Source organism: Pseudomonas sp. NBRC 111138, from assembly GCF_001320835.1.
Taxonomy (GTDB): domain Bacteria; phylum Pseudomonadota; class Gammaproteobacteria; order Pseudomonadales; family Pseudomonadaceae; genus Aquipseudomonas; species Aquipseudomonas paracarnis.
In genome coordinates this window covers 30,710-52,896 of record NZ_BCBO01000098.1, presented here as the reverse complement: position 1 = coordinate 52,896, position 22,187 = coordinate 30,710, and the positions used below count along the sequence as shown (strand labels likewise).

The window sequence follows — 22,187 nt, the reverse complement described above, 5'->3', positions numbered from 1 at the left end:
GGTTGTGCTGAGCTGCCGGTTCAGCGGACCGAGAATCGGTCCGACACAGGAAATCGCATTGAGTCATCGTAGGTGCGGTAAACGGTTACCGCAGCCAGTAGCAGCGTTACCTCAGTTGTCGTAGCCCAGATTCGGCGCCAGCCAACGCTCCGTCACGCTCAGGTCCTGGCCTTTGCGTGCCGTGTAGCTGGTGACCTGATCCTTGTCGACCTTGCCCACGGCGAAGTACTGCGCCTGTGGGTGGGCAAAATACCAGCCGCTGACCGCTGCCGCCGGGAACATTGCGTAGTGCTCGGTGAGGAACACGCCGCTGCGACCAGCGTGCATTTCGCGGGCTTCGGGGTCGAGCAGTTGGAACAGCTGGGCTTTTTCGGTGTGATCCGGGCACGCCGGGTAGCCGGGGGCAGGGCGTATGCCGCTGTATTGCTCCTTGATCAGCGCCTCGTTGTCCAGTTGCTCGTCCTTGGCGTAGCCCCAGTGTTCTTTACGCACTTGCTGGTGCAGCCATTCGGCGCAGGCTTCGGCCAGGCGGTCGGCGAGGGCCTTGACCATGATCGAGTTGTAGTCATCGCCCGCGTCCTGGTAAGCCTTGGCCACTTCCTCGGCACCGATGCCGGCGGTGGTGATGAACCCACCGATGTAATCGGTCACGCCGCTGTCCTTGGGGGCGACGAAGTCGGCGAGGGAGAAGTTCGGTTTGCCGTCGGTCTTGATGATCTGCTGGCGCAGGTGGTGCAGCCTGGCAATAGGCTGGCCGTCGTCGCCGTAGACTTCCAGGTCGTCATCCTGCACTTGGTTGGTCGGCCAGAAACCGAACACCGCACGGGCGCTGATGAGTTTCTCGTCGATCAACTTCTTGAGCATTTCCCGGGCATCGGCATACAGCGCGGTAGCCGCTTCACCTACCACCTCATCGGTGAGGATGCGCGGGAACTTGCCGGCCAGGTCCCAGGAGATGAAGAACGGCGTCCAGTCGATGTACTCGGCCAGGACGTTGAGGTCGATATTGTCCAGTACCCTGGCGCCGGTAAAGGTTGGCACCACCGGGGTGTAGCTGCTCCAGTCGAACTGCGGCTTCTTGGCGATTGCCGCCGGATAGCTCAGGCGCTCGGTGCGCGCACTGCGGTTGGAGGTGCGCTCACGTACGTCGATGTATTCCAGGCGGGTCTTCTCGACGAAACCGGCCTTCAATTCCTTGGACAGCAACTGAGTGGCCACGCCCACGGCGCGGGAGGCGTCGGTGACGTAGATCACCGCGTCGTTGCTGTACTTGGGCTCGATCTTCACCGCCGTATGCGCCTTGGAGGTGGTGGCGCCACCGATCATCAGCGGCAGGTGGAAATCCTGGCGCTGCATCTCGCGGGCCACATGCACCATTTCATCCAGGGACGGCGTGATCAGGCCGGACAGGCCAATGATGTCGCATTTCTGCTCCTTGGCCACCTGCAGGATCTTCTCCGCCGGCACCATCACGCCCAGGTCGACAATGTCATAGCCGTTGCAACCCAGCACCACGCCGACAATGTTCTTGCCGATGTCATGCACGTCGCCCTTGACCGTGGCCATCAGGATCTTGCCCTTGGCTTCGGGTTTGTCGCCTTTTTCCAGCTCGATGAACGGAATCAAGTGCGCCACCGCCTGCTTCATCACCCGGGCGGATTTCACTACCTGGGGCAGGAACATCTTGCCGGCGCCAAACAGGTCGCCAACGATGTTCATGCCCGACATCAACGGGCCTTCGATCACTTCGATCGGGCGTGCGAACGACAGGCGCGACTCTTCGGTGTCTTCGACGATGTGCGTGGTGATGCCCTTGACCAGCGCATGTTCCAGGCGCTTGTTGACCTCCCAGCCACGCCATTCCTCGGTCTCGGCTTCCTTGACGCTGCCGTCGCCCTTGTACTTGTCGGCAATCGCCAGCAGGGCGTCGGTGCCCTCGGGTGTGCGGTTGAGTACTACGTCTTCGACGGCGTCACGCAGCTCGGCGGGGATCTGGTCGTAGATCTCCAACTGGCCAGCGTTGACGATACCCATGGTCAGGCCCGCACGGATCGCATGCAGCAGGAACACCGAGTGGATCGCTTCGCGCACCGGGTTGTTGCCGCGGAACGAGAACGACACGTTGGACACGCCACCGGAGGTCAGCGCATACGGTAGTTCGTCGCGGATATAGGCACAGGCGTTGATGAAATCGACTGCATAGTTGTTGTGCTCTTCGATACCGGTGGCGACCGCGAAGATGTTCGGGTCGAAGATGATGTCTTCCGGCGGGAAGCCGACTTCATTGACCAGGATGTCGTAGGAGCGTTTGCAGATTTCTTTCTTGCGCGCTTCGGTGTCGGCCTGGCCGGCTTCGTCGAACGCCATCACCACCACCGCTGCGCCGTAGCGCTTGCACAGCTTGGCGTGATGAATGAACTGCTCCACGCCTTCCTTCATGCTGATGGAGTTGACGATGCCCTTGCCCTGGATGCACTTGAGGCCCGCTTCGATCACTTCCCACTTGGAGGAGTCGATCATGATCGGTACGCGGGAGATGTCCGGCTCGCCGGCGATCAGATTGAGGAAGGTCACCATGGCCTTCTTCGAATCCAACATGCCTTCGTCCATGTTGATGTCGATCACCTGGGCGCCGGCTTCCACCTGCTGCAGGGCGACTTCCAGGGCTTCGGTGTAGTTGTCTTCGCGGATCAGGCGGGCGAACTTGGCCGAGCCCGTGATGTTGGTACGTTCGCCGACGTTGACGAACAACGAACTGCGGTCGATGGTGAAAGGCTCCAGGCCCGACAGGCGGCAAGCCTTGGGAATATCCGGGATCGAGCGCGGCGCGTAACCGGCCACAGCCTTGGCGATGGCTTCGATATGCCCAGGCGTGGTGCCGCAGCAACCGCCGACGATGTTCAGGAAGCCGCTTTGGGCGAATTCTTCGATAACCTTGGCGGTTTCTGACGGCAGTTCGTCGTACTCGCCGAATTCGTTGGGCAGACCGGCGTTGGGGTGCGCCGAAACTTGGGTGTTGGCCTTGTTCGACAACTCTTCCAGGTAGGGGCGCAGCTCGCTGGCCCCCAGGGCACAGTTCAAACCGACCGAGATCGGCTTGGCGTGCGCCACGGAGTTCCAGAACGCTTCGGTGGTCTGGCCCGACAGGGTACGGCCGGACGCGTCGGTGATGGTGCCGGAGATCATGATCGGCAGTTCCACGCCCAGTTCCTCGAACACCCCTTGCACGGCGAAAATCGCGGCCTTGGCGTTAAGGGTGTCGAAGATGGTTTCGATCAGGATCAGGTCGGCGCCGCCTTCGATCAGGCCCTTGGTGGCTTCGGTGTAGTTTTCCACCAGCTCATCGAAGGTCACGTTGCGGTAGCCGGGGTTGTTCACATCCGGCGACAGCGAGCAGGTACGGCTGGTCGGGCCCAGTACACCGGCGACAAAACGCGGCTTGGCCGGGTTCTCGTGGGTTTTGGCGTCGGCCACCTTGCGCGCCAGGCGTGCGCCTTCCACGTTCAGTTCATAGGCCAGTTCTTCCATGCCGTAGTCGGCCATGGAGATACGCGTGGCGTTGAAGGTGTTGGTTTCAAGAATGTCGGCGCCGGCGTCCAGGTAGGCTTTTTCAATGCCGCCGATCACGTCCGGGCGGGTCAGCACCAGCAGGTCGTTGTTGCCCTTGACGTCGCTTGGCCAATCGGCGAAGCGTTTGCCACGGTAGTCCTGCTCCTCGAGCTTATAGCTCTGGATCATCGTGCCCATGCCACCGTCCAGGATCAGGATACGTTCCTTGAGGGCTTGGTGAAGGGCTTGCAGGCGAGCGCTACGATCGGGCATGGGACTACTCTGGTCAGGCATTACGGAGGGCGTGAATCATAGCAAACCTGTGCCGATTTGGAGCATGTCCGGGTTGTGCATGAATATCGCTCATGTTGCTGGCGGTCATGGCCCGGTAGAATCACCGCCATTTCACAGACCGCACGCCTTGAATCGGGACCCGATACATGTCACTTCGTTTGATCGTCAGCGCCGTCCTGGCCTTGATAGCCAGTACTGCGCAGGCAGAGGGTCCCGCTTCGGCGATTTCCTATACCCGCGATATCCAACCGATCTTCACCGAGAAATGCGTGGCCTGCCACGCCTGCTACGACTCCGCCTGCCAGCTCAACCTCGGGAGCGCCGAGGGCGCCGCACGCGGGGCAAGCAAAATGCCGGTGTATGACGGCGAGCGCAGCCAGGCCACGCCAACTACGCGGTTGTTTTATGACGCATTCGGTAAGCAGGCGTGGCAGCAGAAGGGCTTCTATTCGGTGCTGGACGCCCAGGGCAGCCAGGCTGCGCTGATGGCGCGCATGCTGGAGCTGGGGCACAACGCGCCGCTGGCGCCCAATGCCAAGCTGCCCGACAACATTGTGCTGGGGCTCAACCGCGAAAATATGTGCGCAACGCCCGGCGAGTTCAATGCCTATGCCGGCGCTCACCCCAAGGAAGGCATGCCGCTGGCGGTCACCGGCCTGACCGATCAGCAGTACCAGACTTTGCAACGCTGGCTGGCCTCCGGCGCGCCGATTGACGAGCAGGGCCTGGCGCCGAGCGCCAGGGAAGCGTTGCAAGTGCAACAGTGGGAAAACCTGTTCAACCAGCCGGGCGCCCGGGAAAGCCTGGTGGCGCGCTGGCTGTTCGAGCATTTGTTCCTGGCGCATATCTATTTCGAGAACGGCGAGCCGGGGCATTATTTCCAGTGGGTGCGTTCGCGTACGCCCAGTGGCCAGCCGATTGACCTGATCGCCACCCGTCGCCCCAACGACGACCCCGGCACCCAGGTGTACTACCGCCTGTGGCCGGTGCAGGGCGTGGTCGTGCATAAAACCCACATCACTTACCCCTTCAGCGCGGCGAAGATGGCGCGGATCAAGGCATTGTTCTACGCCGCCGACTGGCAAGTCACGGCCTTGCCAGGCTACGGCCCCGGCAGCCGCGCCAACCCGTTCGCGACATTCGAAGCCATCCCGGCTAAAGCGCGCTACCAATTCATGCTCGATAACGCTGAGTACTTCGTGCGTACCTTCATTCGCGGGCCGGTGTGCCGTGGGCAGATCGCCACGGACGTGATCCGCGATAACTTCTGGACGCTGTTCCAGGACCCCGACCACGATCTGTACGTCACCGATGCGCGTTATCGCGGCCAGGCCACGCCGTTGCTGGCCATGCCCGGGCAGAATGACGATGTGGGCAGTGTGCTGAGCCTGTGGCTGGCCTATCGCGACAAGCGCAACCAGTACGAAGCCTTGCGCCGTGACAACTATGCAGACCTGCCGGCGCCGAGCTGGTCGACATTGTGGGCGGGCAATGACAATGCCTTGTTGAGCATTTTCCGCCATTTCGACAGCGCCTCGGTGACCAAGGGCCTGATTGGCGAGGTTCCGCAGACGATGTGGCTGTTCGACTACCCACTGCTGGAACGCACCTATTACCAGTTGGCGGTGAATTTCGATGTGTTTGGCAACGTCTCGCACCAGGCCCAGACCCGCCTGTATTTCGACCTGATCCGCAACGGTGCCGAGCAGAACTTCCTGCGCCTGATGCCCGCCGACACCCGCGAAGACTTCATGGACGACTGGTACCAGAACAGCGGCAAGCTCAAGCTGTGGCTGGACTACGAAGCGATTGACGATGACAAGGCCAGTGGTTTGCACCTGAGCGAAAAAGACCCCAAGCGTGACTTCGCCAACCAGTTGCTGACCCGCTACGGCCATTTGAACGCCAGCCCCGACCCGATCAACCGCTGCAGCGGCGCGTTCTGCTCCCGCGACGGCATCGACCCGGCCTTGCAGGATGCCGAACAAGCGCTGAGCCGCCTGACCTCGCGGCCGGCGGCAGGGCTCAAGGTGATCGAGCAATTGCCCGAAGCCACGATGCTGCGCATCGAAACTGCCAGCGGCAAGCGCGAGGTCTACAGCCTGCTGCGCAACCGTGCCCACAGTAACGTGGCGTTCCTGCTGGGAGAGGCGTATCGCTATCAGCCGGGCCTGGACACTGTGACCATTTACCCTGGCGTGCTCAGCAGCTACCCGAACTTCATGTTCAATATACCGGCCCGGCAAGTGCCTGAGTTTGTCGCGCTGATGGAGCAGGCCAAGGACGCCAAGAGCTTCGAGAAAATCGTCGACCGCTGGGGTGTGCGGCGCAGCCATCCGTTGTTCTGGCAGTATTTCCACGACTTGTCGCAGTACATCCGCGAAACCACGCCGGTGGAAGAGGGTGTATTGGACATGAACCGCTATGAGAACCTATAACGAAGTGCATTGATCCGGTCATTTCTCCATGTGGGGCTGAAGCAGTCGGATATTTACCTACAGATTGGAAAGGGGTAGGCCGATGCTGATTTCAGTGCAGTTGTTGCGCGCGTTGGCTGCATGGGTGGTGGTGGGTCACCATGTCATGCAGCTGTTTTTCAACTTCGAGGCCCACAACGCCTTCGAGGACCTGTTGGTCGAAAAGGGCGGCGCCGGGGTGGACGTATTCTTCGTCATCAGTGGCTTGGTGATTTTCCTCGCGAGCGCCGATAAAGCGCTCACGCCCTGGCGCTTCATGCTGATGCGCGTGGCCAGGATTGCTCCGGCGTACTGGTTCTATACCGTGCTTTTGGCTGTGCTGGTCACGGTCATGCCCTGGATGTTTCCAGACGTTCAGCTAGAACTGGGTCATGCGCTCCTGTCGATGCTCTTTATTCCCGCGCAAAACCCGGCGGGCTACGGCGTGTATCCACTGCTGGATGTGGGCTGGACACTGAATTTCGAGATGCTGTTCTACTGCCTGTTTGCTGTTGCGCTGCTGGTGCGTGAAGCCTATAGGCTCTGGGTGGTGGCGGTACTGCTGTATCTGCTGTGCTACGTCATTGGCCCCGCCTTTGACTTGGCCGATGGGTTTTACCGTAATGACATTGCTCTGGAATTTCTCATGGGCATGGCAATCGGCATACTTTACCGCCGCGGTCTGTGCCGAGCCAGGCCTTGGCTGGCGTTGCTGGGTGTCGTCGCGGCATTGGCAGCGATTTACCACGGCGCGGATGTACCCCGAGTATTGGAATGGGGAGTGCCCAGCGCCGTGTTAGTGATCAGTTGTGTGGCGCTGGAGCCTTACTTCCATGGTTCGCGCTTGATAAAACTGCTGGGGGACTGCTCCTACTCGGTCTATCTGCTTCACGTACTGGTGCTGTGTGCTGGGCGCTGGGCCATCGAACACAGGGCAATAGACCCCTACGCAATGATACCGGTGTGCATCGCCGTCATTGCGCTGGGCGCCTTGGCCAGTTATCAAGTGTTGGAGCAGGCTACGCATCGCAGGCTCAAACATTGGTTTGGCATTGATGATGCGTTACCCATAAGGCAAAAGCATTAGGACTGCTGTTTGGCGGCTCAGGGCCTCACGTACTTCCAGTAGGCTTTCCCATAGTCCATCAGCAACTCGGTCCCGGCAGGGATGTCCCGCCAAGCGACTATAAACACCATGTATTTGCCTACGTACAGGGCGCCGACATTTTCGATGCCAACGTCGGGCAGGTTGGGCACCTTGACCGCATTGATCAGGCTCAGCGTATTGCTGTTACCGTGGCCGCTGATAGTCGCGCCATGAGTGTGGGTTTGGAATAAGTACGTGCCGACGGCCGCTTCACCTTTTTCCAGTATCTCGGTATTGAGCGAGGCTTGATTCAAGTGCACCTTGCCGGTGTACGGCCCAATGACATCAAAACGTTTTATATCGGTTCGGGCCACCACCGACAGGCCACGCTCCGGGCCCTCGGCCAGTTTCCTGACCTCCAGCAGTCGATCGAGTCTGCGATGATGGTTGCCTTCTTTAGAGATCCAGTCGCGGATACTCTTGGTTGCAGCCTCTTTGACTTCGACGTGTTGCAGCCCTGTGAACTCGTCAAAAAACTGGTTGGCGTCGGTGATCTCTATGTTTTGCAACGGACCTTCAAGTTCAAGGGTCAAGCTGCGCCTGACGTCGTTGGGGTCTTGCAGAATTGGCGCATTATTGTTGATTTTATGATCAAAAGACGCGGTGATTGAAGTGGATCGGCGCCGCGTGGTTGCGGTGTCGTCCTCCAGGCGCGGACGTTTTGAGCTGCTTGCGGTGGGCGGCGCAGGCCGCTTCCTGGCCACAGGCTCGTCCAGCGGGCTTCTTTGTCCGAACAGCCACCTTTCTCTACCGGCGCGGGTCATGCTGCCATTGTCATTGACGTAGTTGCTCCAGATAACCGGATTGAGGTTGTTCTGCTCGACAAATGCGTGCATGGACACCCTTGAATTGGGGGCGTTGTAGTGCTTGTTCCACTCTTGCAGGTGTTCGGGTTTCAGGTCGTCGAATTGTTCACCCCTGGCGTATTTGGCCAGTACCTTGCCTGCCGCTCTATAGGTGCCATCAAGGTTTACATGCTCGGCAAGGGCCACCGGGTCCAGGTTATGGTCGGCGGCGAAGCCCTCAAGGGTGAGGTTGTTGCGCTCGCGCTGGGACGCCTTGCTCCAGTGCTCCATATGCTCGTAAGTGACGCTGGTGCGGGCGGTTCCCGCGCGGTCTAGCATCTTTAGCCCCCGAGGTGTCAGGGTGTTGCGGCTGTTGACGAACTGCCGAAAGGCGCTGGGGTCCAGGTTGTAAGTGCTGACGAACTTGTCCATGGTTTTTTTCAGGGCGTCTTCACTGGCTTCGGTCCATTTCAACAGCACTGAGGGCGTTACAACGCTTGGCGCATCCGGCGCGCCGCCCGTGAGCTTGATCGGGCCTGAATACCAATGACCGGGTTCCACCGACGACAGCGTGATCGACAAATCCCGGTTGGTCCTCGGATTGACCAGCACGATAGAAAAGCTGTTGTCGGCGCTCGTGGCGGCCTCCTGAATGAACCCATAGGAGTTGTCGCGGATCTGGTACACCGCGATTTTGCCCTTGTCATCGACATTACAGATGAACTTCTGGTTGTAGTCCGCCCGGGAGAAGATACCGCGCGCGTCGGGCTTGAGGCCTCTGATCAACTCTGGGTCAACCGCGTACTGACGGATCAACGGGCTGCTGTTGCTGATGACCGTGATCGGTTCTCTAAAACGCGGCCCGAAGGCTTTGTTGGAGGCGGTATCGATCAAGCGATAATCCGGCGCCTCGAGGCTGCCGACGTTGCGCATCGGGACATTGGCGAAGCCGTCCACGGTAAACAGTTGATCGCCCGCCTGCAGCGGCTTCCAGCTGTCAGGGTCGACCGAGCGCATATGCCTTGCGGCGATCGTCCCATCGCGCAGCTGGGCGATACCCCGTTTTGCCTGGCGCATCAGTTTGTGGCCCAGCTTGAGCAAACCAAAGCGCGCGAGCCTGAGCAGGCTTGGGAGGGCGGCCAGGGGGTTGAGTTCCTGGAGTGTGGCGATCACCAGTTTTCCGGTCAGTTTCGCCAGTTTGGGCAATGCCAGGCGCAGCCCGGTTTTACCCGCCTGGATGAGCAAGCGAGTCGAGCCAGCCACATACCGCCCCACCGGCAGCGCGAAAGCCACGATGTCGATGAACAGGCTGGCGACGCCGGATTTGATGCGCTGAGGATCGCCGGAAGCGATGTCGTCGATGCCGCCCCAGAACGGCACAAATATCTTGCCCCAGAACGCCAAGTCTTCGAGTACCTCAGTGGGGATGTCCACTTCCCGCGTGTCTTTACGGGTTTTTTCCAGCAGGGCCTGTTCGTCGCAGAAAAACAGCTCGCGGGCAATCATGCTCGCCAGGGTTTCACTGCGCGGCGCATACAGCGTGTTGGGCGCGAACGATTGGATACGCGGCCCTGCGTCGATGGCAGGCAGTGTCTCGCCGACTTGTTCAACGATCAACTCGGCTTTTTTGCCTGGTCTGGGCGCTTTGTTCTCGCGGTAGGCCTCGCGATCAAATGGCACGTCGGTGGCCAATCGGTATTTGCACCAGCTCATGGCGTCGCGTAGCTCTACCACTTTGCCGTTCAGCGGTAGGCTTTGCAGGTCTTTACGTCGACGCAGCAGACCGGCGAAGGGGAATACCTCGATGTAAATGGCATGGAAGGGCGAGCGGGGCTTGACGATGCGTAGGATAAAACCTGTCCGGTAACGAATGGCATCGGTCTTGGCTTTGGTTTCATATTCGATGGGCACCTTGTTCAGGGCCTCTCTTAATGAATACACGGTGATCTCGTCCTGATCCACATTCAGAGTCGCGCTGCCCAGATGGGCAAGCAGTGATTGGATTAAGGTCTTATAGGCGTTTCTCGGCACCTGGAGGGCTTCGTGAAAGGCTTTGTCGTACTCCGTGTCCGAGGCAAAGCGCCAACGGCTGGGCAGCTTGAGTTTGAGGTTCTGAACCGCGTTGAACATCTCATATTCATGCTGCTCCAGTGCAGTGACGGCCTGGGTGAGCTCGTCGCGGGAGTGGCCCGACGATCGGTTGGCGATCAGGCCGTTGGCCTGTGCCCATTGCACGGTGGGGGCCAATTTGGCCGCTGCGACCAGTGCCTGTTGTTTGATGTCATCGCCACTGGCGCGAAAGTGTTCCGCCGCCAGGTTGAGCAATTGTTCGAAACTCATGTGGCGCGATGAACCAGGTGCAATCGTTTCGGCCAGCAGAAAGCCGCTTCTGAAATTGACCCAGGTACTGGTTGCAGCGTAGGGCAGGTCATCGGGAATATCGGCCACCCACACTTCACTGGCGACATTGGCCTTGATCACGCACACGGCCAATAGCGCTGCGTCAGTGCTGATCGACAAGTCGTGGTGATAGCGGCTGATCAGGTGTTGGCGGATCGTCCTATAAGATGCCCCCGGCGAGATGAATAACTTCAATTCGTTATCCACCGGCGAGTCGGGGTTGGGGATGATCGTCAGCCACAGCGCGCGCCACAGTAATTTCACCCGTACCGGGTCTGGGCAGATTTCGTCCTGTTGGCTGCCATACCAGTCCAAGGCCTTGGCGATCCGTTCGCCCAGCGCCAGGTTATCGGGGCTATTGAGCAATTGCTCAAGCAGCACGGTGGGGGTGGTGGTGAGCATGTCCTGTTGTGAGGCGGTAAATGTTTCGGGCAATACATGACGGAACAGCGATTGACGTGTTTGTGTTTCGATCTGGCGGATAACCTCTTTGATTTTCTGGTCGGCAGGCGCATCCAGCAAGTGCTGCAAATCGCTGAGGTCGCCTTCGTGTCCGAGTTTTCTCAGAGTGTGGTGTTCCTGCAAGCCAGCGAGAACCGCTTTCCACTGTTCGCGGGTTTTGGGCTGTGCCGGGATGATCGAGTAATACTTGAGCACCAGGTCAAACCGCACCGAGCCATCACTTTTAAGGCCGTTACCCACACGCCGGTTGATATCCAGCAACACGTCGGCGTCGATGTACCAATAGGTGGGTATATGGCGCAGGATCACCGAATGGTCGGCGATGCTGAACGTCTCGGCAGGGTCGGGTATCGGTGCGCGCACGCTGCTGAGCATGGTGGAGAGCAGGTCGTAAAGAAAGTCCCGGCCGAGAATGGAAGCATCTGGTTCGGGCTTTTCCCGCAGGAACTGCTGAAAGTCTTCATCGGCTTCCAGCTTTGCCAAGACACGAAAGGCTTCCTTGCATTCGCGATGCAGTTCGCTGTTGTGCGGCGGGGAGTAGTACACCTCGGCGGCGGATGCCGTCAGCGAGCTTTGTGCCGTCACGAAATCAATCAGATGGTCCAGATGCGCTTGCTGTTCCGGCAAACCCTTGAAATAGAAACTCTGCAACGCGTTATTCATTCAATCCTCACAATCCGTAGTCGAAGAGGATTCACTCTATTGAGCCGGGTTTTGCGGGGGGGCTATATAGGTAGGCACAGGTTTTCGCAGAAATGGCCAGGTGTCACGATGCGTCAGGTCAACAGAGACAAGTCTTTCCCGACAAAAATACTAGGACTTTGTACCTGCGTAATAATTTGGCGTAAACTGCGGGCAAGCCTGTGAGGAGTTTCCATGACTGCCATAACCATTACCGACGCCGCCCACGATTACCTGGCTGACCTGCTGTCCAAGCAGAACACCCCAGGTATCGGCATCCGCGTCTTTATCACCCAGCCCGGCACCCAGTACGCAGAGACCTGCATCGCGTATTGCAAGCCCGGCGAAGAAAAGCCTGAAGACACCGCGCTGGGGCTCAAAAGCTTCACCGCGTATATCGACGCCTTCAGCGAAGCCTTCCTTGACGACGCAGTGGTCGACTACGCCACCGACCGAATGGGTGGCCAGTTGACCATCAAGGCACCCAACGCCAAGGTCCCGAACGTCAACGCCGACAGCCCGGTCAATGAGCGTATCAACTATTACCTGCAAACCGAGATCAACCCGGGGCTGGCCAGTCATGGCGGCCAGGTAAGCCTGATCGACGTGGTGGATGACGGTATCGCCGTGTTGAAGTTCGGCGGTGGTTGCCAGGGCTGCGGCCAGGCGGACGTGACCTTGCGTGAAGGCATCGAGCGTACTTTGCTTGAGCGTATTCCGGAGCTCAAGGGTGTACGTGATGTGACCGACCACACGCAGAAAGAAAACGCCTACTACTGAGTAAGGTGTTCACTGCGAACATAAAAAAACGGCGCCCCGTGAGCGCCGTTTTTTTATGCGCTCTTTGTAGGAGCGAGCTTGCTCGCGAAAAGCGTCAACGATAATGCATGCTTGCTGAATAAGCGCGGCGCCTATGGGGTTTTCGCGAGCAAGCTCGCTCCTACGGGGATTAGGGCGAGCCACCCCACATAATCAGGGTCTGTAAAGGTGGGCATGCCCGGCCCGATACAGCGACGACTCGCCGAAACTGTCGCTGGCCAGCACCCGGCCCACCACAATCAGCGCCGTGCGCCGGAACCCCTTGGCTGTGACCTTGGCGGCAATATCTGTCAGGGTGCCGACAACCCAATCCTGATCCGGCCAGGTCGCTCGGTGCACCACGGCAATTGGGCAATCAGCGCCATAGTGGGGCAGCAGTTCGGCGACGATCTTTTCCAGGTGATTGACCCCCAAGTGAATCGCCATGGTCGTACCATGGCGGGCCAGGCTGTCGAAGCTCTCACCGGGCGGCATGTTGGTTTTGTCGGCGTAGCGGGTCAGGATCACGCTCTGAGCGATGTCCGGCAGAGTCAGCTCGGTTTCCAGCAACGCGGCGCAGGCCGCTACTGCCGTAACCCCGGGAATGATCTGAAAAGGAATACCCACTTCCCGCAAGTGGCGGATCTGCTCGCCAATCGCGCCATACAGGCTCGGGTCGCCCGAGTGCACCCGCGCCACATCCTGGCCTTTGGCATGGGCCGTCTTGATCAACTCCATGATCTGTTCCAGGTGCAGCTCGGCACTGTTGACCACCTGGAGCGCCTGATGACCTTCCAGTACGGCGGCGGGCACCAGCGAGCCGGCGTAGATGATCACCGGGCAACTGCGGATCAGCCGCTGGCCCTTGACGGTGATCAATTCCGGGTCGCCGGGGCCGGCGCCGATAAAGTAGACGGTCATGGAGAAGTCCTGTTCAGAAACGGGTGAGCATGAACACGGCTCATGCTCAAAAGCGGCAATTATCGGGATTTTAGCCCGCGCAGGCTAATGCAATGGTGGCCTGTGCGCTTTTCTGGCGGGTGATCAGCAGGCGCGCGGGGCCGTTGGACAGGTGCTCCGCCAGGGCCAGGGCGGCGCTTTCGGCCACCCCATAACAGCCGGTATGGGCAAACGCCAGCGTTGAGCGATGACTTAGCCGATGCTCATAGCCCGCCAGTTGCTCGGCGCTGAAGCACTGCAAGGGCAGGTTCAACCGCTGGGCCAGCGCCAGCAGCCCAGGTTCATCGCGCTTGCGATCAATGCTTGCCAGCGCAGTTATGCGTGAGCGATCAATGCCTGCCGCGGCCAGGGCTCCGTCCAGCAACGCCAGCAGGCTGTGAACCTCACAGCCACGCTGGCAGCCCAAACCGACAACCAGCATCATGCCGAGTATTGGTCGTCGCCGTTGCGGCGGAACAACCAGGCGCTGATCAGGCCCAGGGCCAGCCAGAAGGCGACGTTGGTCAACTGCGAGGCGATCTTGAACTGCGCTTCGAGCGCCTCCGGGGCCAGCATTGAATGTACCTCAGGTTGCGGAGCGCCGATGACGTGGGGTACGGCAAGGATCGCCAGCCCAAGGCCTTTCAACAGCCAGTTGCGGCCGAACACGATCAGCGCCAGGCCGGCGGCGGTGGAGGCTGCGGTACCGATCCACCAGGTCTGGCGTAGCGTCAGGTCAGCCGCCGCAGTGCCCGGCAGTTCCGGTGGCAGGCCCAGGGTGGGTGCCAGTACAAAGGTCGCGTAGCCGGCCAGGCCCCAGAGCAGGCCTTGGGCGATGCGGGTCGGCGCACGCAGCGTGTAGAGGCCGGCGAGCATCAGTGCAAAGCCTACGGCCACCACCAGGTTGCCTCCAGTGGTGGACAACACACGCTGCCAGCCATCTTCCGGCTCCCAGGCTTGGGCATCGTGGCTGTGGGCAGCAGCGCCAGCGGCGTGCTCGTGCACCACTTCAGCGGCTGGCGGGGCTTTTTCAAAGCTTTCCGCCTGCAGGATCAGCGGTGCCACCCAGAAACTTTGCAGCAGGGTCAGCAGCAAGGCAGCCAAAAGCCCAGTGAACCCTGCGGTTTGCGCAATACGCTTGATCATGTCGGCAGCTCTCAATGGCACGGGAACGCGGCGCTGTGGCGGGTATCGTGGGCGGCGTTGTGCACCGCCTCGATATGCGAGAACCCGGCGAAATACACCAAACACGCGCCGAGTATCGACGCACCGATGGCGGCGGTCAGGCGTTGGCTGAGGGTGGCGGTGCTAGTAGCGGTGTGCGAAGTGCTGCTGATGATCGACATGGCGCGTCCCTTTCAGGTGTCAGGGTGAAACGAGCGCATGAAAACCCCACGCGCCAGGCACGCAGGGTTCTGAACAGCGCCCGCCCACCGCGGGTTTGTTATCTGAATTTTTCGGGCCGGTCTCCGGGCTTGCGAGGGGCGGCTCTTGAAAGAGTCCTCCTGAAAGCATCGCCTTCCCATGCATAAAGCACAGTGGCCGTGACGCTTCGCTCGCTTACCGTTGCGGGGGCAGCACCGGACTGGTCATAGGTCTATGACGCACCGGTTTCCCGTTTCACCCTGTGAAGGGCACCCGAAACAAGGCGTGTAGGAGAGCATGGGCCGGGACGGTAGTCAAATGCTGCAAGCCACTGTAGCCTTGCACCTTCGAGGTTCTTCGGCCCAGGCCGAAGCTAAGAAGGGAACGCGGTTCAAGCCGCGGCTGCCCCCGCAACTGTGAAGGGTTCAGTTGACTGCCACGCCACTGCCGATAGGGCGGGAAGGCGCAGTCAGCGTTGGTCGCAAGACCCGCACACCCCAAGCCAGGAGACCTGCCTCGCAACCGATTTTCCAATTCAACCGGGCGGGGTGATCCGGTGACGAAATCCGCTGCTGCGCGCTGCCGCAGGGCCTGTCGTCCCGTATGCCCGCCCCAAAGGGCATCCGATGAAAACACTGGCCAAACTCCCCGTCACCATCGTTACCGGCTTCCTTGGCTCGGGCAAAACCACGCTGTTGCGCCATATGCTCGACAACGCCCAGGGCCGTCGCATTGCGGTGATCGTCAACGAGTTCGGCGAGCTGGGCATCGACGGTGAAATCCTCAAGCAGTGTTCTATCGGTTGCACCGAAGAAGAGGCCAATGGCCGCGTCTACGAGCTGGCCAACGGTTGCCTGTGCTGCACCGTGCAGGAAGAGTTCTTTCCGGTGATGCGCGAACTGGTCGCCCGTCGCGGTGACCTGGACCATATCCTCATCGAAACCTCGGGCCTGGCCCTGCCCAAGCCGTTGGTGCAAGCCTTCCAGTGGCCGGAAATCCGCAGCGCCTGTACCGTTGACGCGGTGATCACCGTAGTCGACAGCCCAGCCGTGGCCGCCGGTACCTTTGCCGCCTTCCCGGACCAGGTCGACGCCCAGCGCAAACTCGACCCTAACCTGGACCACGAATCACCCTTGCACGAACTGTTCGCCGACCAACTGGCCAGCGCTGACCTGGTGATCCTCAACAAATCCGACCTGATCAGCGCCGAAGACCTGGCCCGCGTGCGCCTGGAAGTCGCCGAAGAACTGCCGCCCGCGGTGAAGATCATCGAAGCCAGCAGCGGTCGTCTGCCCCTGGACGTGCTGATCGGCCTGGGCGCCGGTTCCGAAGAGCATATCGACGGGCGTCACAGCCATCACGACCATCACCACGAGGGTGAAGACGACCACGATCACGATGCCTTTGACTCCATCTCCATCGACTTGCCCCAAGCCGATGAGGCGCTGCTGCTCGACGCCCTGACCCAATTGGTGGTGCAGCACGGCATCCTGCGGGTGAAAGGTTTCGCCGCGATCCCCAACAAACCGATGCGCCTGCTGATCCAGGGTGTGGGCACGCGCTTTGACAAACACTTCGACCGTGCCTGGGGCGCTGACGAAGCACGCACCACGCGCCTGGTGCTGATCGGCCAGGAACTGGACGCCGCTGGCCTCGAAGCGCAATTGCGCGCTGCCCTCAGCGTTTAACCATGCACCTGCTCAGGACCCAACCCGGTGGTTTCGTCGCGGACGACAATATTGCCGACCTTGGCCAGACCCCCGCTGAACTGGTGATCCTGTGCAGCGGCGATTCCAGCCTGGCGCTGCTCGCCGAAGCCGCCCAGCAATTGCCCGAGGATTACCCCAGCCTGCGCCTGGCCAACCCGATGCAGGTGCAGAACCATGCCTCGGTTGACCTGTACGTCGACGAGGTATTGCGCCACGCCAAGGTCATCCTGCTGTCATTGCACGGCGGTATCGGGTATTGGCGCTACGGCATCGAGCGCCTGGTGGAGTTGGCCGAACGTGGCGTCACCCTGATCCTGGTGCCGGGTGACGACCGTCCGGACCCGGAACTCAGCGGCCTGAGCACTGTTGCTGCCGAACACCGCGAGCGTCTGTGGCACTTCCTGCGCCAAGGTGGCCTGGGCAATGCCCTGGATTTTTATCACTGCCTGGCCAGTGTCCACCTGGGCTGCGACTATGCCTGGGCCGAGCCACAAGCGCTGCCGCGCACGGCGATCTATCACCCGCACAACGCCAATGCCCGCCTCAATGACTGGCAGGCCGATTGGCAGCCCGATTGGCCTGTGGCTGCGGTGCTGTTCTACCGCTCCCATTTACAGGCTGCCAATACCGGTTTTATTGATGTGTTCTGCCAGCGCTTACAGGCGGCGGGCCTCAACCCGTTGCCTGTCGCGGTGGCCAGTTTGAAAGAACCCGGCTGCCTCTCGGTGGTCGAGGACCTGTTGGATGACGTGCAAGCCGCGGTAATTCTGAACACCACCGGCTTTGCCCAATCGAGCCCGGAAGCGCCGCATTTGCGCCCGTTTCGCCGCAATATCCCGGTAATCCAGGCGATCTGCGCCCAGGACAACCAACCCGGCTGGCAGGCCAGCGAACAAGGCCTGGGGCCCCGCGACCTGGCGATGCACATTGCCTTGCCGGAGTTGGACGGGCGCATCATCAGCCGGCCGATCAGCTTCAAGGACCTGGCCTGGCGCAGCGAGCGCAGCCAGTCGGACGTGGTGTGCTACCGCGCAGCGCCCGAACGCATGGATTTTGTCGCTGAGCTGGCACGCCGTTGGGTCGAGTTGGCGCGGGTGCCCAATGCCCAGAAAAGGATTGCGTTGATCCTCGCCAACTACCCGACCCGCGACGGTCGCATCGGTAACGGCGTGGGCCTGGACACCCCGGCGGCAGCGCTGAATATCCTGCGCGCCTTGCAAATCGAGGGCTACCCGGTAGCGGAGCGGCTGCCCGACAGCGGCACCGCGCTGATCCAGGAACTGCTCGGCGGCGTCACCAACGATCTCGACAGCCTCGACCTGCGCCCCTGCCATCAAAGCCTGGGCCTTGTGGAATACCAGGCGATGTTTGATCGTTTGCCAGCCTCCAATCGCCAGGCCGTGCTGGCGCGTTGGGGTGCCCCGCAAAACGATCCGATGTGCCGCGATGGCCGCATGATGATCGCCGGCCTGCGCCTGGGCCTGACCTTCGTCGGCATCCAGCCGGCCCGGGGTTACCAGGTAGATGCCAGCGCGGTGTACCACGACCCGGACCTGGTGCCGCCCCATGGCTACCTGGCGTTCTATTTCTGGCTACGCCATACCTACCGCGCCCACGGCGTGATCCATGTGGGCAAGCACGGCAACCTGGAGTGGCTGCCCGGCAAAGGCGTGGGCCTGTCGGAGCACTGCTGGCCGGATGCATTGCTGGGGCCGCTGCCGAATGTCTACCCGTTTATCGTCAACGACCCGGGTGAGGGCGCCCAGGCCAAGCGGCGCACCCAGGCGGTGATCATCGACCACCTGATGCCACCGCTGACCCGCGCCGAAACCTACGGCCCGCTGCGTGACCTTGAGTTATTGGCCGACGAATATTACGAGGCGCAATTGCTCGACCCGCGCCGTGCGCTGGAGCTGCAAAAAGACATCCTCAAGCTGGTGCGCGAAACCCGTATCGACCAGGAGCTTGAACTGGGCAGTGAGGCGGACGCGGCGGTGTGGCTGCCGCGCCTGGATACCTACCTGTGCGACTTGAAGGAATCGCAGATCCGCGATGGCCTGCATATCTTTGGCGAGTCGCCCGAGGGCCGTTTGCGTATCGACACCTTGCTGGCGCTGTTGCGCATTCCCCGTGGCGATGGCCGGGGCCCGCAGTCGAGTCTGCTGCGTGTGTTGGCCAAGGCATTCGACCTGGGGTTTGATCCGCTCGATTGTGCACTGGCCGAGCCCTGGACGGGGCGGCGCCCGTTGGTGTTGCAGAAGATTGACGATCAGCTGTGGCGTACGGCCGGGGATACCCGTGAACGTCTGGAGTTGTACGCGGCGCGCTTGATCGAGCAGGCATTGGAAGGCCCCATCGAACAGTTGGAAGAGCCCGGCTGGCAGGAGGTGAAGTCGGTGATCGAAAGCCTGCGCATTGTCGTCGCGCCACGCCTGGATGCTTGCGGCCCCGCAGAGATGCGCGGCTTGCTCGATGCCTTGAATGGGCGTTTCGTCCCGGCCGGGCCCAGCGGTGCGCCGAGTCGCGGTCGGCTGGATGTGCTGCCTACGGGGCGTAACTTCTTTACCGTGGACGTACGCAACCTGCCAACCACCACGGCGTGGCGTCTCGGATTCCAGTCGGCCAACCTGATTCTTGAGCGGCACCTGCAAGACCATGGCGACCACTTGCGCCAACTCGGCCTGTCGGTATGGGGTACCGCGACCATGCGCACCGGCGGTGACGATATCGCCCAGGCCATGGCACTGATGGGCGTGCGCCCGGTATGGGCCACTGGCAGTCAGCGGGTGGACGATTTCGAGATCCTGCCGATCAGCTTATTGGACCGTCCGCGTGTGGACGTGACCCTGCGCGTGTCCGGGTTCTTCCGCGATGCGTTTGCCAACCTGATCCGCCTGTTCGATGCGGCGGTGCAGGCGGTGGCGGCCCTGGATGAACCCGACGACATGAACCCGCTGGCCGCCAAAGTGCGCAGTGAACGCCAAGCATTGCTTGAGGCGGGCCTGGATGAAGGTGCCGCGGCCAAGCAGGCCGGCTGGCGCATTTTCGGTGCCAAACCGGGTGCCTATGGCGCAGGCGTGCAGGGCGCGATTGACGGGCGCTTGTGGCAGAGCCGCGAGGACTTGGCCGAGGTCTACCTGAACTGGGGTGGCTACGCCTACGGGGGGGTTGACGAAGGCACTGCGGCCCGCGAGCAATTTGCCCAGCGTTTGAGCCAGGTGCAGGCGGTGTTGCAGAACCAGGACAATCGCGAGCACGACTTGCTCGACTCCAACGACTACTACCAATTCCAGGGCGGCATGCTGGCCGCCGTGGAAACCCTGAGCGGCGAAAAGGCCGCCAGCTACCATGGCGACCACAGCCAGCCGGACGTGCCGAAAATCCGCACCTTGAAGGAAGAGCTCAACCGGGTGATCCGTTCCCGTGCGGCCAACCCCAAGTGGATCGAAGGTGTGAAGCGCCATGGCTATAAAGGCGCGTTTGAAATGGCCGCGACTGTGGACAACCTGTTCGCCTTCGACGCTACCACCGCGCTGATTGACGATCACCAATACGCCTTGCTCGCCGATGCCTACCTGTTGGACCCTGACACCCGTGCCTTTGTGCAACAGCACAACCCCGATGCCCTGCGCGACATGACCGAGCGCATGCTCGAAGCCCAGCAACGTGGCTTGTGGCAGGCACCGGGGGCGTACCGCGAAGCCTTGGAAAACCTGTTGCTGGACATAGAAGAAGACAGCTGAGTGCTCGTTCCCGCGCTCCGCTGAGCGTTGATCATTCCCACGCTCCGCGTGGGAATGCAGCCCGTGACGCTCTGCGTCACAAGAACGGACGCCGAGCGTCCAGCGAAGCGTTCGCACGCGGGAGCGTTGGAGCGCGTTATTAAGAGTTGACTATGACTGATATTCCCCATTTTCCGCTGGCCGCCGTGGTCGGCGCCGATGACTTGAAGCTCGCGCTGTGCCTGGCCGCCATCGACCCGAAGATCGGCGGCGTGCTGATCGAAGGGCCACGCGGCATGGCCAAGTCGACCCTGGCCCGTGGGCTGGCAGACCTGCTGGCCAGCGGTCAGTTTGTAACCTTGCCCCTGGGGGCGACCGAAGAGCGCCTGGTCGGCACCCTGGACCTGGACGCAGCACTGGGCGAAGGCCGTGCGCAATTCTCCCCGGGTGTGTTGGCCAAGGCTGACGGCGGCGTGCTGTACGTGGATGAAGTCAACCTGCTGGCCGACCACTTGGTGGATCTGCTGTTGGACGTAGCCGCCAGCGGCACCAACCTGATCGAACGCGACGGGATTTCCCATCGCCATGCGGCGCGCTTTGTACTGATCGGCACCATGAACCCGGAGGAGGGCGAGTTGCGCCCGCAGTTGCTCGACCGCTTCGGCTTCAACGTGGCCTTGAGCGGGCAGACTCTGCCCGCCGAGCGCGGGCAGATCATCCGGCGTCGCCTGGATTTCGACACTGACCCGGCAGCGTTCTGCGCGCAGTGGGCGCCAGCGCAAGCTGCCTTGCGCGAACGCTGCACCCTGGCACGGGCACGGCTAGACAGTATCGCCCTGGATGACCAGGCGTTGGCCCGCATCACCGAGCGCTGCTTTGCCGCTGGGGTCGACGGCCTGCGTGCCGACCTGGTCTGGTTGCGCGGCGCCCGTGCCCATGCGGCTTGGCGTGGCGCCGCTGCTATCGAGCAGGAAGATATCGACGCGGTGGCGGAGTTCGCCTTGCGCCATCGACGTCAGCAGCAAGCGCCGACAGGCGCGCCGCCCCAGCCGAATGACGGGCCGTCGTCCTCACCTTCTGAAACCTCGCCCGGCCAAGGCCAGTGGGGCGATATGCCCGCTCCCGCCTTGCCCACGGGCGCACGCCGCGATGTACCCACCTGGCCAAAAAAGCCCTAGGCATCCGCCCCCGACCTGACGCGGGGGCGGATGCCCGGCCCCAGGCGGGGCGATTGAACACCGGCCGGCAGGGCAAGGCCCGCAGCGCACAGCGCGGGGCGATCAATTGGCCGGGCACGTTGCTGGGTGGGCGGCCGCAATGCCGTGAGGACCTGTTGTTCCACCTGCGCAGCCGGTCGGCTCCTGAACTGTGGTTGGTGATTGTCGATGCCTCGGCGTCCACGCGGCGCCATCGGGCACTGACCGATGCCAAGGGGCTGCTGGCCCAGCTGTTTGACGACGCTTATCGGCAACGGGCGCGCATGGCGTTATTGACGGCCAGCGGGCAATCGCCGAAGTGGCAGGTGCAAGGTTTGAAGGCGGCGAAAGGCTTGTCCGATTGGTTGGAGCAGTTGGGAGCGGGCGGCGGGACGCCGTTGCTGGCTGCGCTGACGGAGGCGGGGCATTGGTTGGCGGCGCGACGCAAGCGCTATCCCGCCGAGCAACAGAAGTTACTGGTGGTGACCGATGGGAGGCTCAAGGCGATTGGTGCGCTGCCGCGATTGGAGTGTCCAGGCATGTTGATTGACATCGAGCGTGGGCCGATCAGGTTGGGGCGGGCTGAGGAATTGGCGGTGGGGTTGCAGTTGGAGTATCAGCACATCGATAAGCTGTAGCGCCTGGGCTATCGCCATCGCAGGCAAGCCAGCTCCCACATGGAAT

Annotated in this window: 13 protein-coding genes and 2 riboswitches; of the genes, 7 read left to right on the top strand and 6 right to left on the bottom strand. The window is 61.4% G+C overall.

Going from position 1 to position 22,187, the window contains the following annotated elements:
• Positions 1 to 111: 111 nt before the first annotated feature.
• Complete coding sequence (metH, locus tag APH41_RS19395; RefSeq protein ID WP_054920827.1) at positions 112 to 3,822, bottom strand: methionine synthase; 3,711 nt, start codon at positions 3,820 to 3,822, stop codon at positions 112 to 114.
• A 167-nt stretch (positions 3,823 to 3,989) separates the two neighbouring features.
• On the opposite strand from metH, the gene APH41_RS19390 reads away from it, so the two are divergent.
• Positions 3,990 to 6,281, top strand: a complete 2,292-nt coding sequence (locus tag APH41_RS19390) for a fatty acid cis/trans isomerase (protein ID WP_054920825.1) — start codon at positions 3,990 to 3,992, stop codon at positions 6,279 to 6,281.
• An 82-nt stretch (positions 6,282 to 6,363) separates the two neighbouring features.
• Positions 6,364 to 7,386, top strand: coding sequence for an acyltransferase (locus tag APH41_RS19385; protein WP_054897511.1), 1,023 nt, complete (start codon positions 6,364 to 6,366; stop codon positions 7,384 to 7,386).
• Positions 7,387 to 7,403: 17 nt separating this feature from the next.
• Here APH41_RS19385 and APH41_RS29700 read toward each other — a convergent pair whose 3' ends face one another.
• On the bottom strand, positions 7,404 to 8,210 hold the full coding sequence (locus tag APH41_RS29700; protein ID WP_371262631.1) for an SET domain-containing protein: 807 nt from the start codon (positions 8,208 to 8,210) through the stop codon (positions 7,404 to 7,406).
• A gap of 3,759 nt (positions 8,211 to 11,969) precedes the next feature.
• Between APH41_RS29700 and nfuA the strand changes: the two genes are divergently transcribed.
• Positions 11,970 to 12,554, top strand: a complete 585-nt coding sequence (gene nfuA / locus APH41_RS19375; RefSeq protein ID WP_003190728.1) for a Fe-S biogenesis protein NfuA — start codon at positions 11,970 to 11,972, stop codon at positions 12,552 to 12,554.
• Positions 12,555 to 12,746: 192 nt separating this feature from the next.
• Here the strand turns inward: nfuA and cobM are convergent, their stop codons facing one another.
• The 4 genes from cobM to APH41_RS19355 form a co-directional block, all read right to left on the bottom strand.
• Positions 12,747 to 13,493, bottom strand: a complete 747-nt coding sequence (gene cobM, locus APH41_RS19370) for a precorrin-4 C(11)-methyltransferase (RefSeq protein ID WP_054920823.1) — start codon at positions 13,491 to 13,493, stop codon at positions 12,747 to 12,749.
• A 70-nt stretch (positions 13,494 to 13,563) separates the two neighbouring features.
• On the bottom strand, positions 13,564 to 13,956 hold the full coding sequence (locus tag APH41_RS19365; RefSeq protein ID WP_054897514.1) for a cobalamin biosynthesis protein: 393 nt from the start codon (positions 13,954 to 13,956) through the stop codon (positions 13,564 to 13,566).
• The gene (locus APH41_RS19360) at positions 13,953 to 14,657 is read right to left on the bottom strand and encodes a CbtA family protein (protein ID WP_054897515.1); all 705 of its coding nucleotides are present in this window, start codon (positions 14,655 to 14,657) and stop codon (positions 13,953 to 13,955) included. Before APH41_RS19360 ends, APH41_RS19365 begins: the two co-directional genes overlap by 4 nt.
• 11 nt (positions 14,658 to 14,668) lie before the next feature.
• On the bottom strand, positions 14,669 to 14,857 hold the full coding sequence (locus APH41_RS19355; RefSeq protein WP_003190735.1) for a CbtB-domain containing protein: 189 nt from the start codon (positions 14,855 to 14,857) through the stop codon (positions 14,669 to 14,671).
• Positions 14,858 to 14,953: 96 nt separating this feature from the next.
• A riboswitch (cobalamin riboswitch) is annotated at positions 14,954 to 15,168 on the bottom strand.
• Between the two features lie 41 nt (positions 15,169 to 15,209).
• A riboswitch (cobalamin riboswitch) is annotated at positions 15,210 to 15,410 on the top strand.
• 92 nt (positions 15,411 to 15,502) lie between these two features.
• Between APH41_RS19355 and cobW the strand changes: the two genes are divergently transcribed.
• The 4 genes from cobW to APH41_RS19335 all read left to right on the top strand — a co-directional run bounded on the left by cobW (position 15,503) and on the right by APH41_RS19335 (position 22,141).
• A complete protein-coding gene (gene cobW, locus APH41_RS19350; RefSeq protein WP_054920821.1) occupies positions 15,503 to 16,564 on the top strand; it encodes a cobalamin biosynthesis protein CobW in 1,062 nt (353 codons plus the stop codon).
• A gap of 2 nt (positions 16,565 to 16,566) precedes the next feature.
• Complete coding sequence (cobN, locus tag APH41_RS19345) at positions 16,567 to 20,328, top strand: cobaltochelatase subunit CobN (protein ID WP_054920820.1); 3,762 nt, start codon at positions 16,567 to 16,569, stop codon at positions 20,326 to 20,328.
• A 152-nt stretch (positions 20,329 to 20,480) separates the two neighbouring features.
• Complete coding sequence (locus tag APH41_RS19340; protein WP_054920818.1) at positions 20,481 to 21,485, top strand: ATP-binding protein; 1,005 nt, start codon at positions 20,481 to 20,483, stop codon at positions 21,483 to 21,485.
• 53 nt (positions 21,486 to 21,538) lie between these two features.
• Positions 21,539 to 22,141: a VWA domain-containing protein gene (locus tag APH41_RS19335; protein ID WP_054897518.1), complete on the top strand. Its 603-nt coding sequence runs from the start codon at positions 21,539 to 21,541 to the stop codon at positions 22,139 to 22,141.
• The last annotated feature ends 46 nt before the right edge of the window (positions 22,142 to 22,187 follow it).

What these genes read in the sequence shown, in the direction of transcription:
- metH (WP_054920827.1), bottom strand. Translation starts at nt 3,822, where the DNA reads ATGCCCGATCGTAGCGCTCGCCTGCAAGCCCTTCACCAAGCCCTCAAG.
- APH41_RS19390 (WP_054920825.1), top strand. Translation starts at nt 3,990, where the DNA reads ATGTCACTTCGTTTGATCGTCAGCGCCGTCCTGGCCTTGATAGCCAGT.
- APH41_RS19385 (WP_054897511.1), top strand. Translation starts at nt 6,364, where the DNA reads ATGCTGATTTCAGTGCAGTTGTTGCGCGCGTTGGCTGCATGGGTGGTG.
- APH41_RS29700 (WP_371262631.1), bottom strand. Translation starts at nt 8,210, where the DNA reads ATGACCCGCGCCGGTAGAGAAAGGTGGCTGTTCGGACAAAGAAGCCCG.
- nfuA (WP_003190728.1), top strand. Translation starts at nt 11,970, where the DNA reads ATGACTGCCATAACCATTACCGACGCCGCCCACGATTACCTGGCTGAC.
- cobM (WP_054920823.1), bottom strand. Translation starts at nt 13,493, where the DNA reads ATGACCGTCTACTTTATCGGCGCCGGCCCCGGCGACCCGGAATTGATC.
- APH41_RS19365 (WP_054897514.1), bottom strand. Translation starts at nt 13,956, where the DNA reads ATGATGCTGGTTGTCGGTTTGGGCTGCCAGCGTGGCTGTGAGGTTCAC.
- APH41_RS19360 (WP_054897515.1), bottom strand. Translation starts at nt 14,657, where the DNA reads ATGATCAAGCGTATTGCGCAAACCGCAGGGTTCACTGGGCTTTTGGCT.
- APH41_RS19355 (WP_003190735.1), bottom strand. Translation starts at nt 14,857, where the DNA reads ATGTCGATCATCAGCAGCACTTCGCACACCGCTACTAGCACCGCCACC.
- cobW (WP_054920821.1), top strand. Translation starts at nt 15,503, where the DNA reads ATGAAAACACTGGCCAAACTCCCCGTCACCATCGTTACCGGCTTCCTT.
- cobN (WP_054920820.1), top strand. Translation starts at nt 16,567, where the DNA reads ATGCACCTGCTCAGGACCCAACCCGGTGGTTTCGTCGCGGACGACAAT.
- APH41_RS19340 (WP_054920818.1), top strand. Translation starts at nt 20,481, where the DNA reads ATGACTGATATTCCCCATTTTCCGCTGGCCGCCGTGGTCGGCGCCGAT.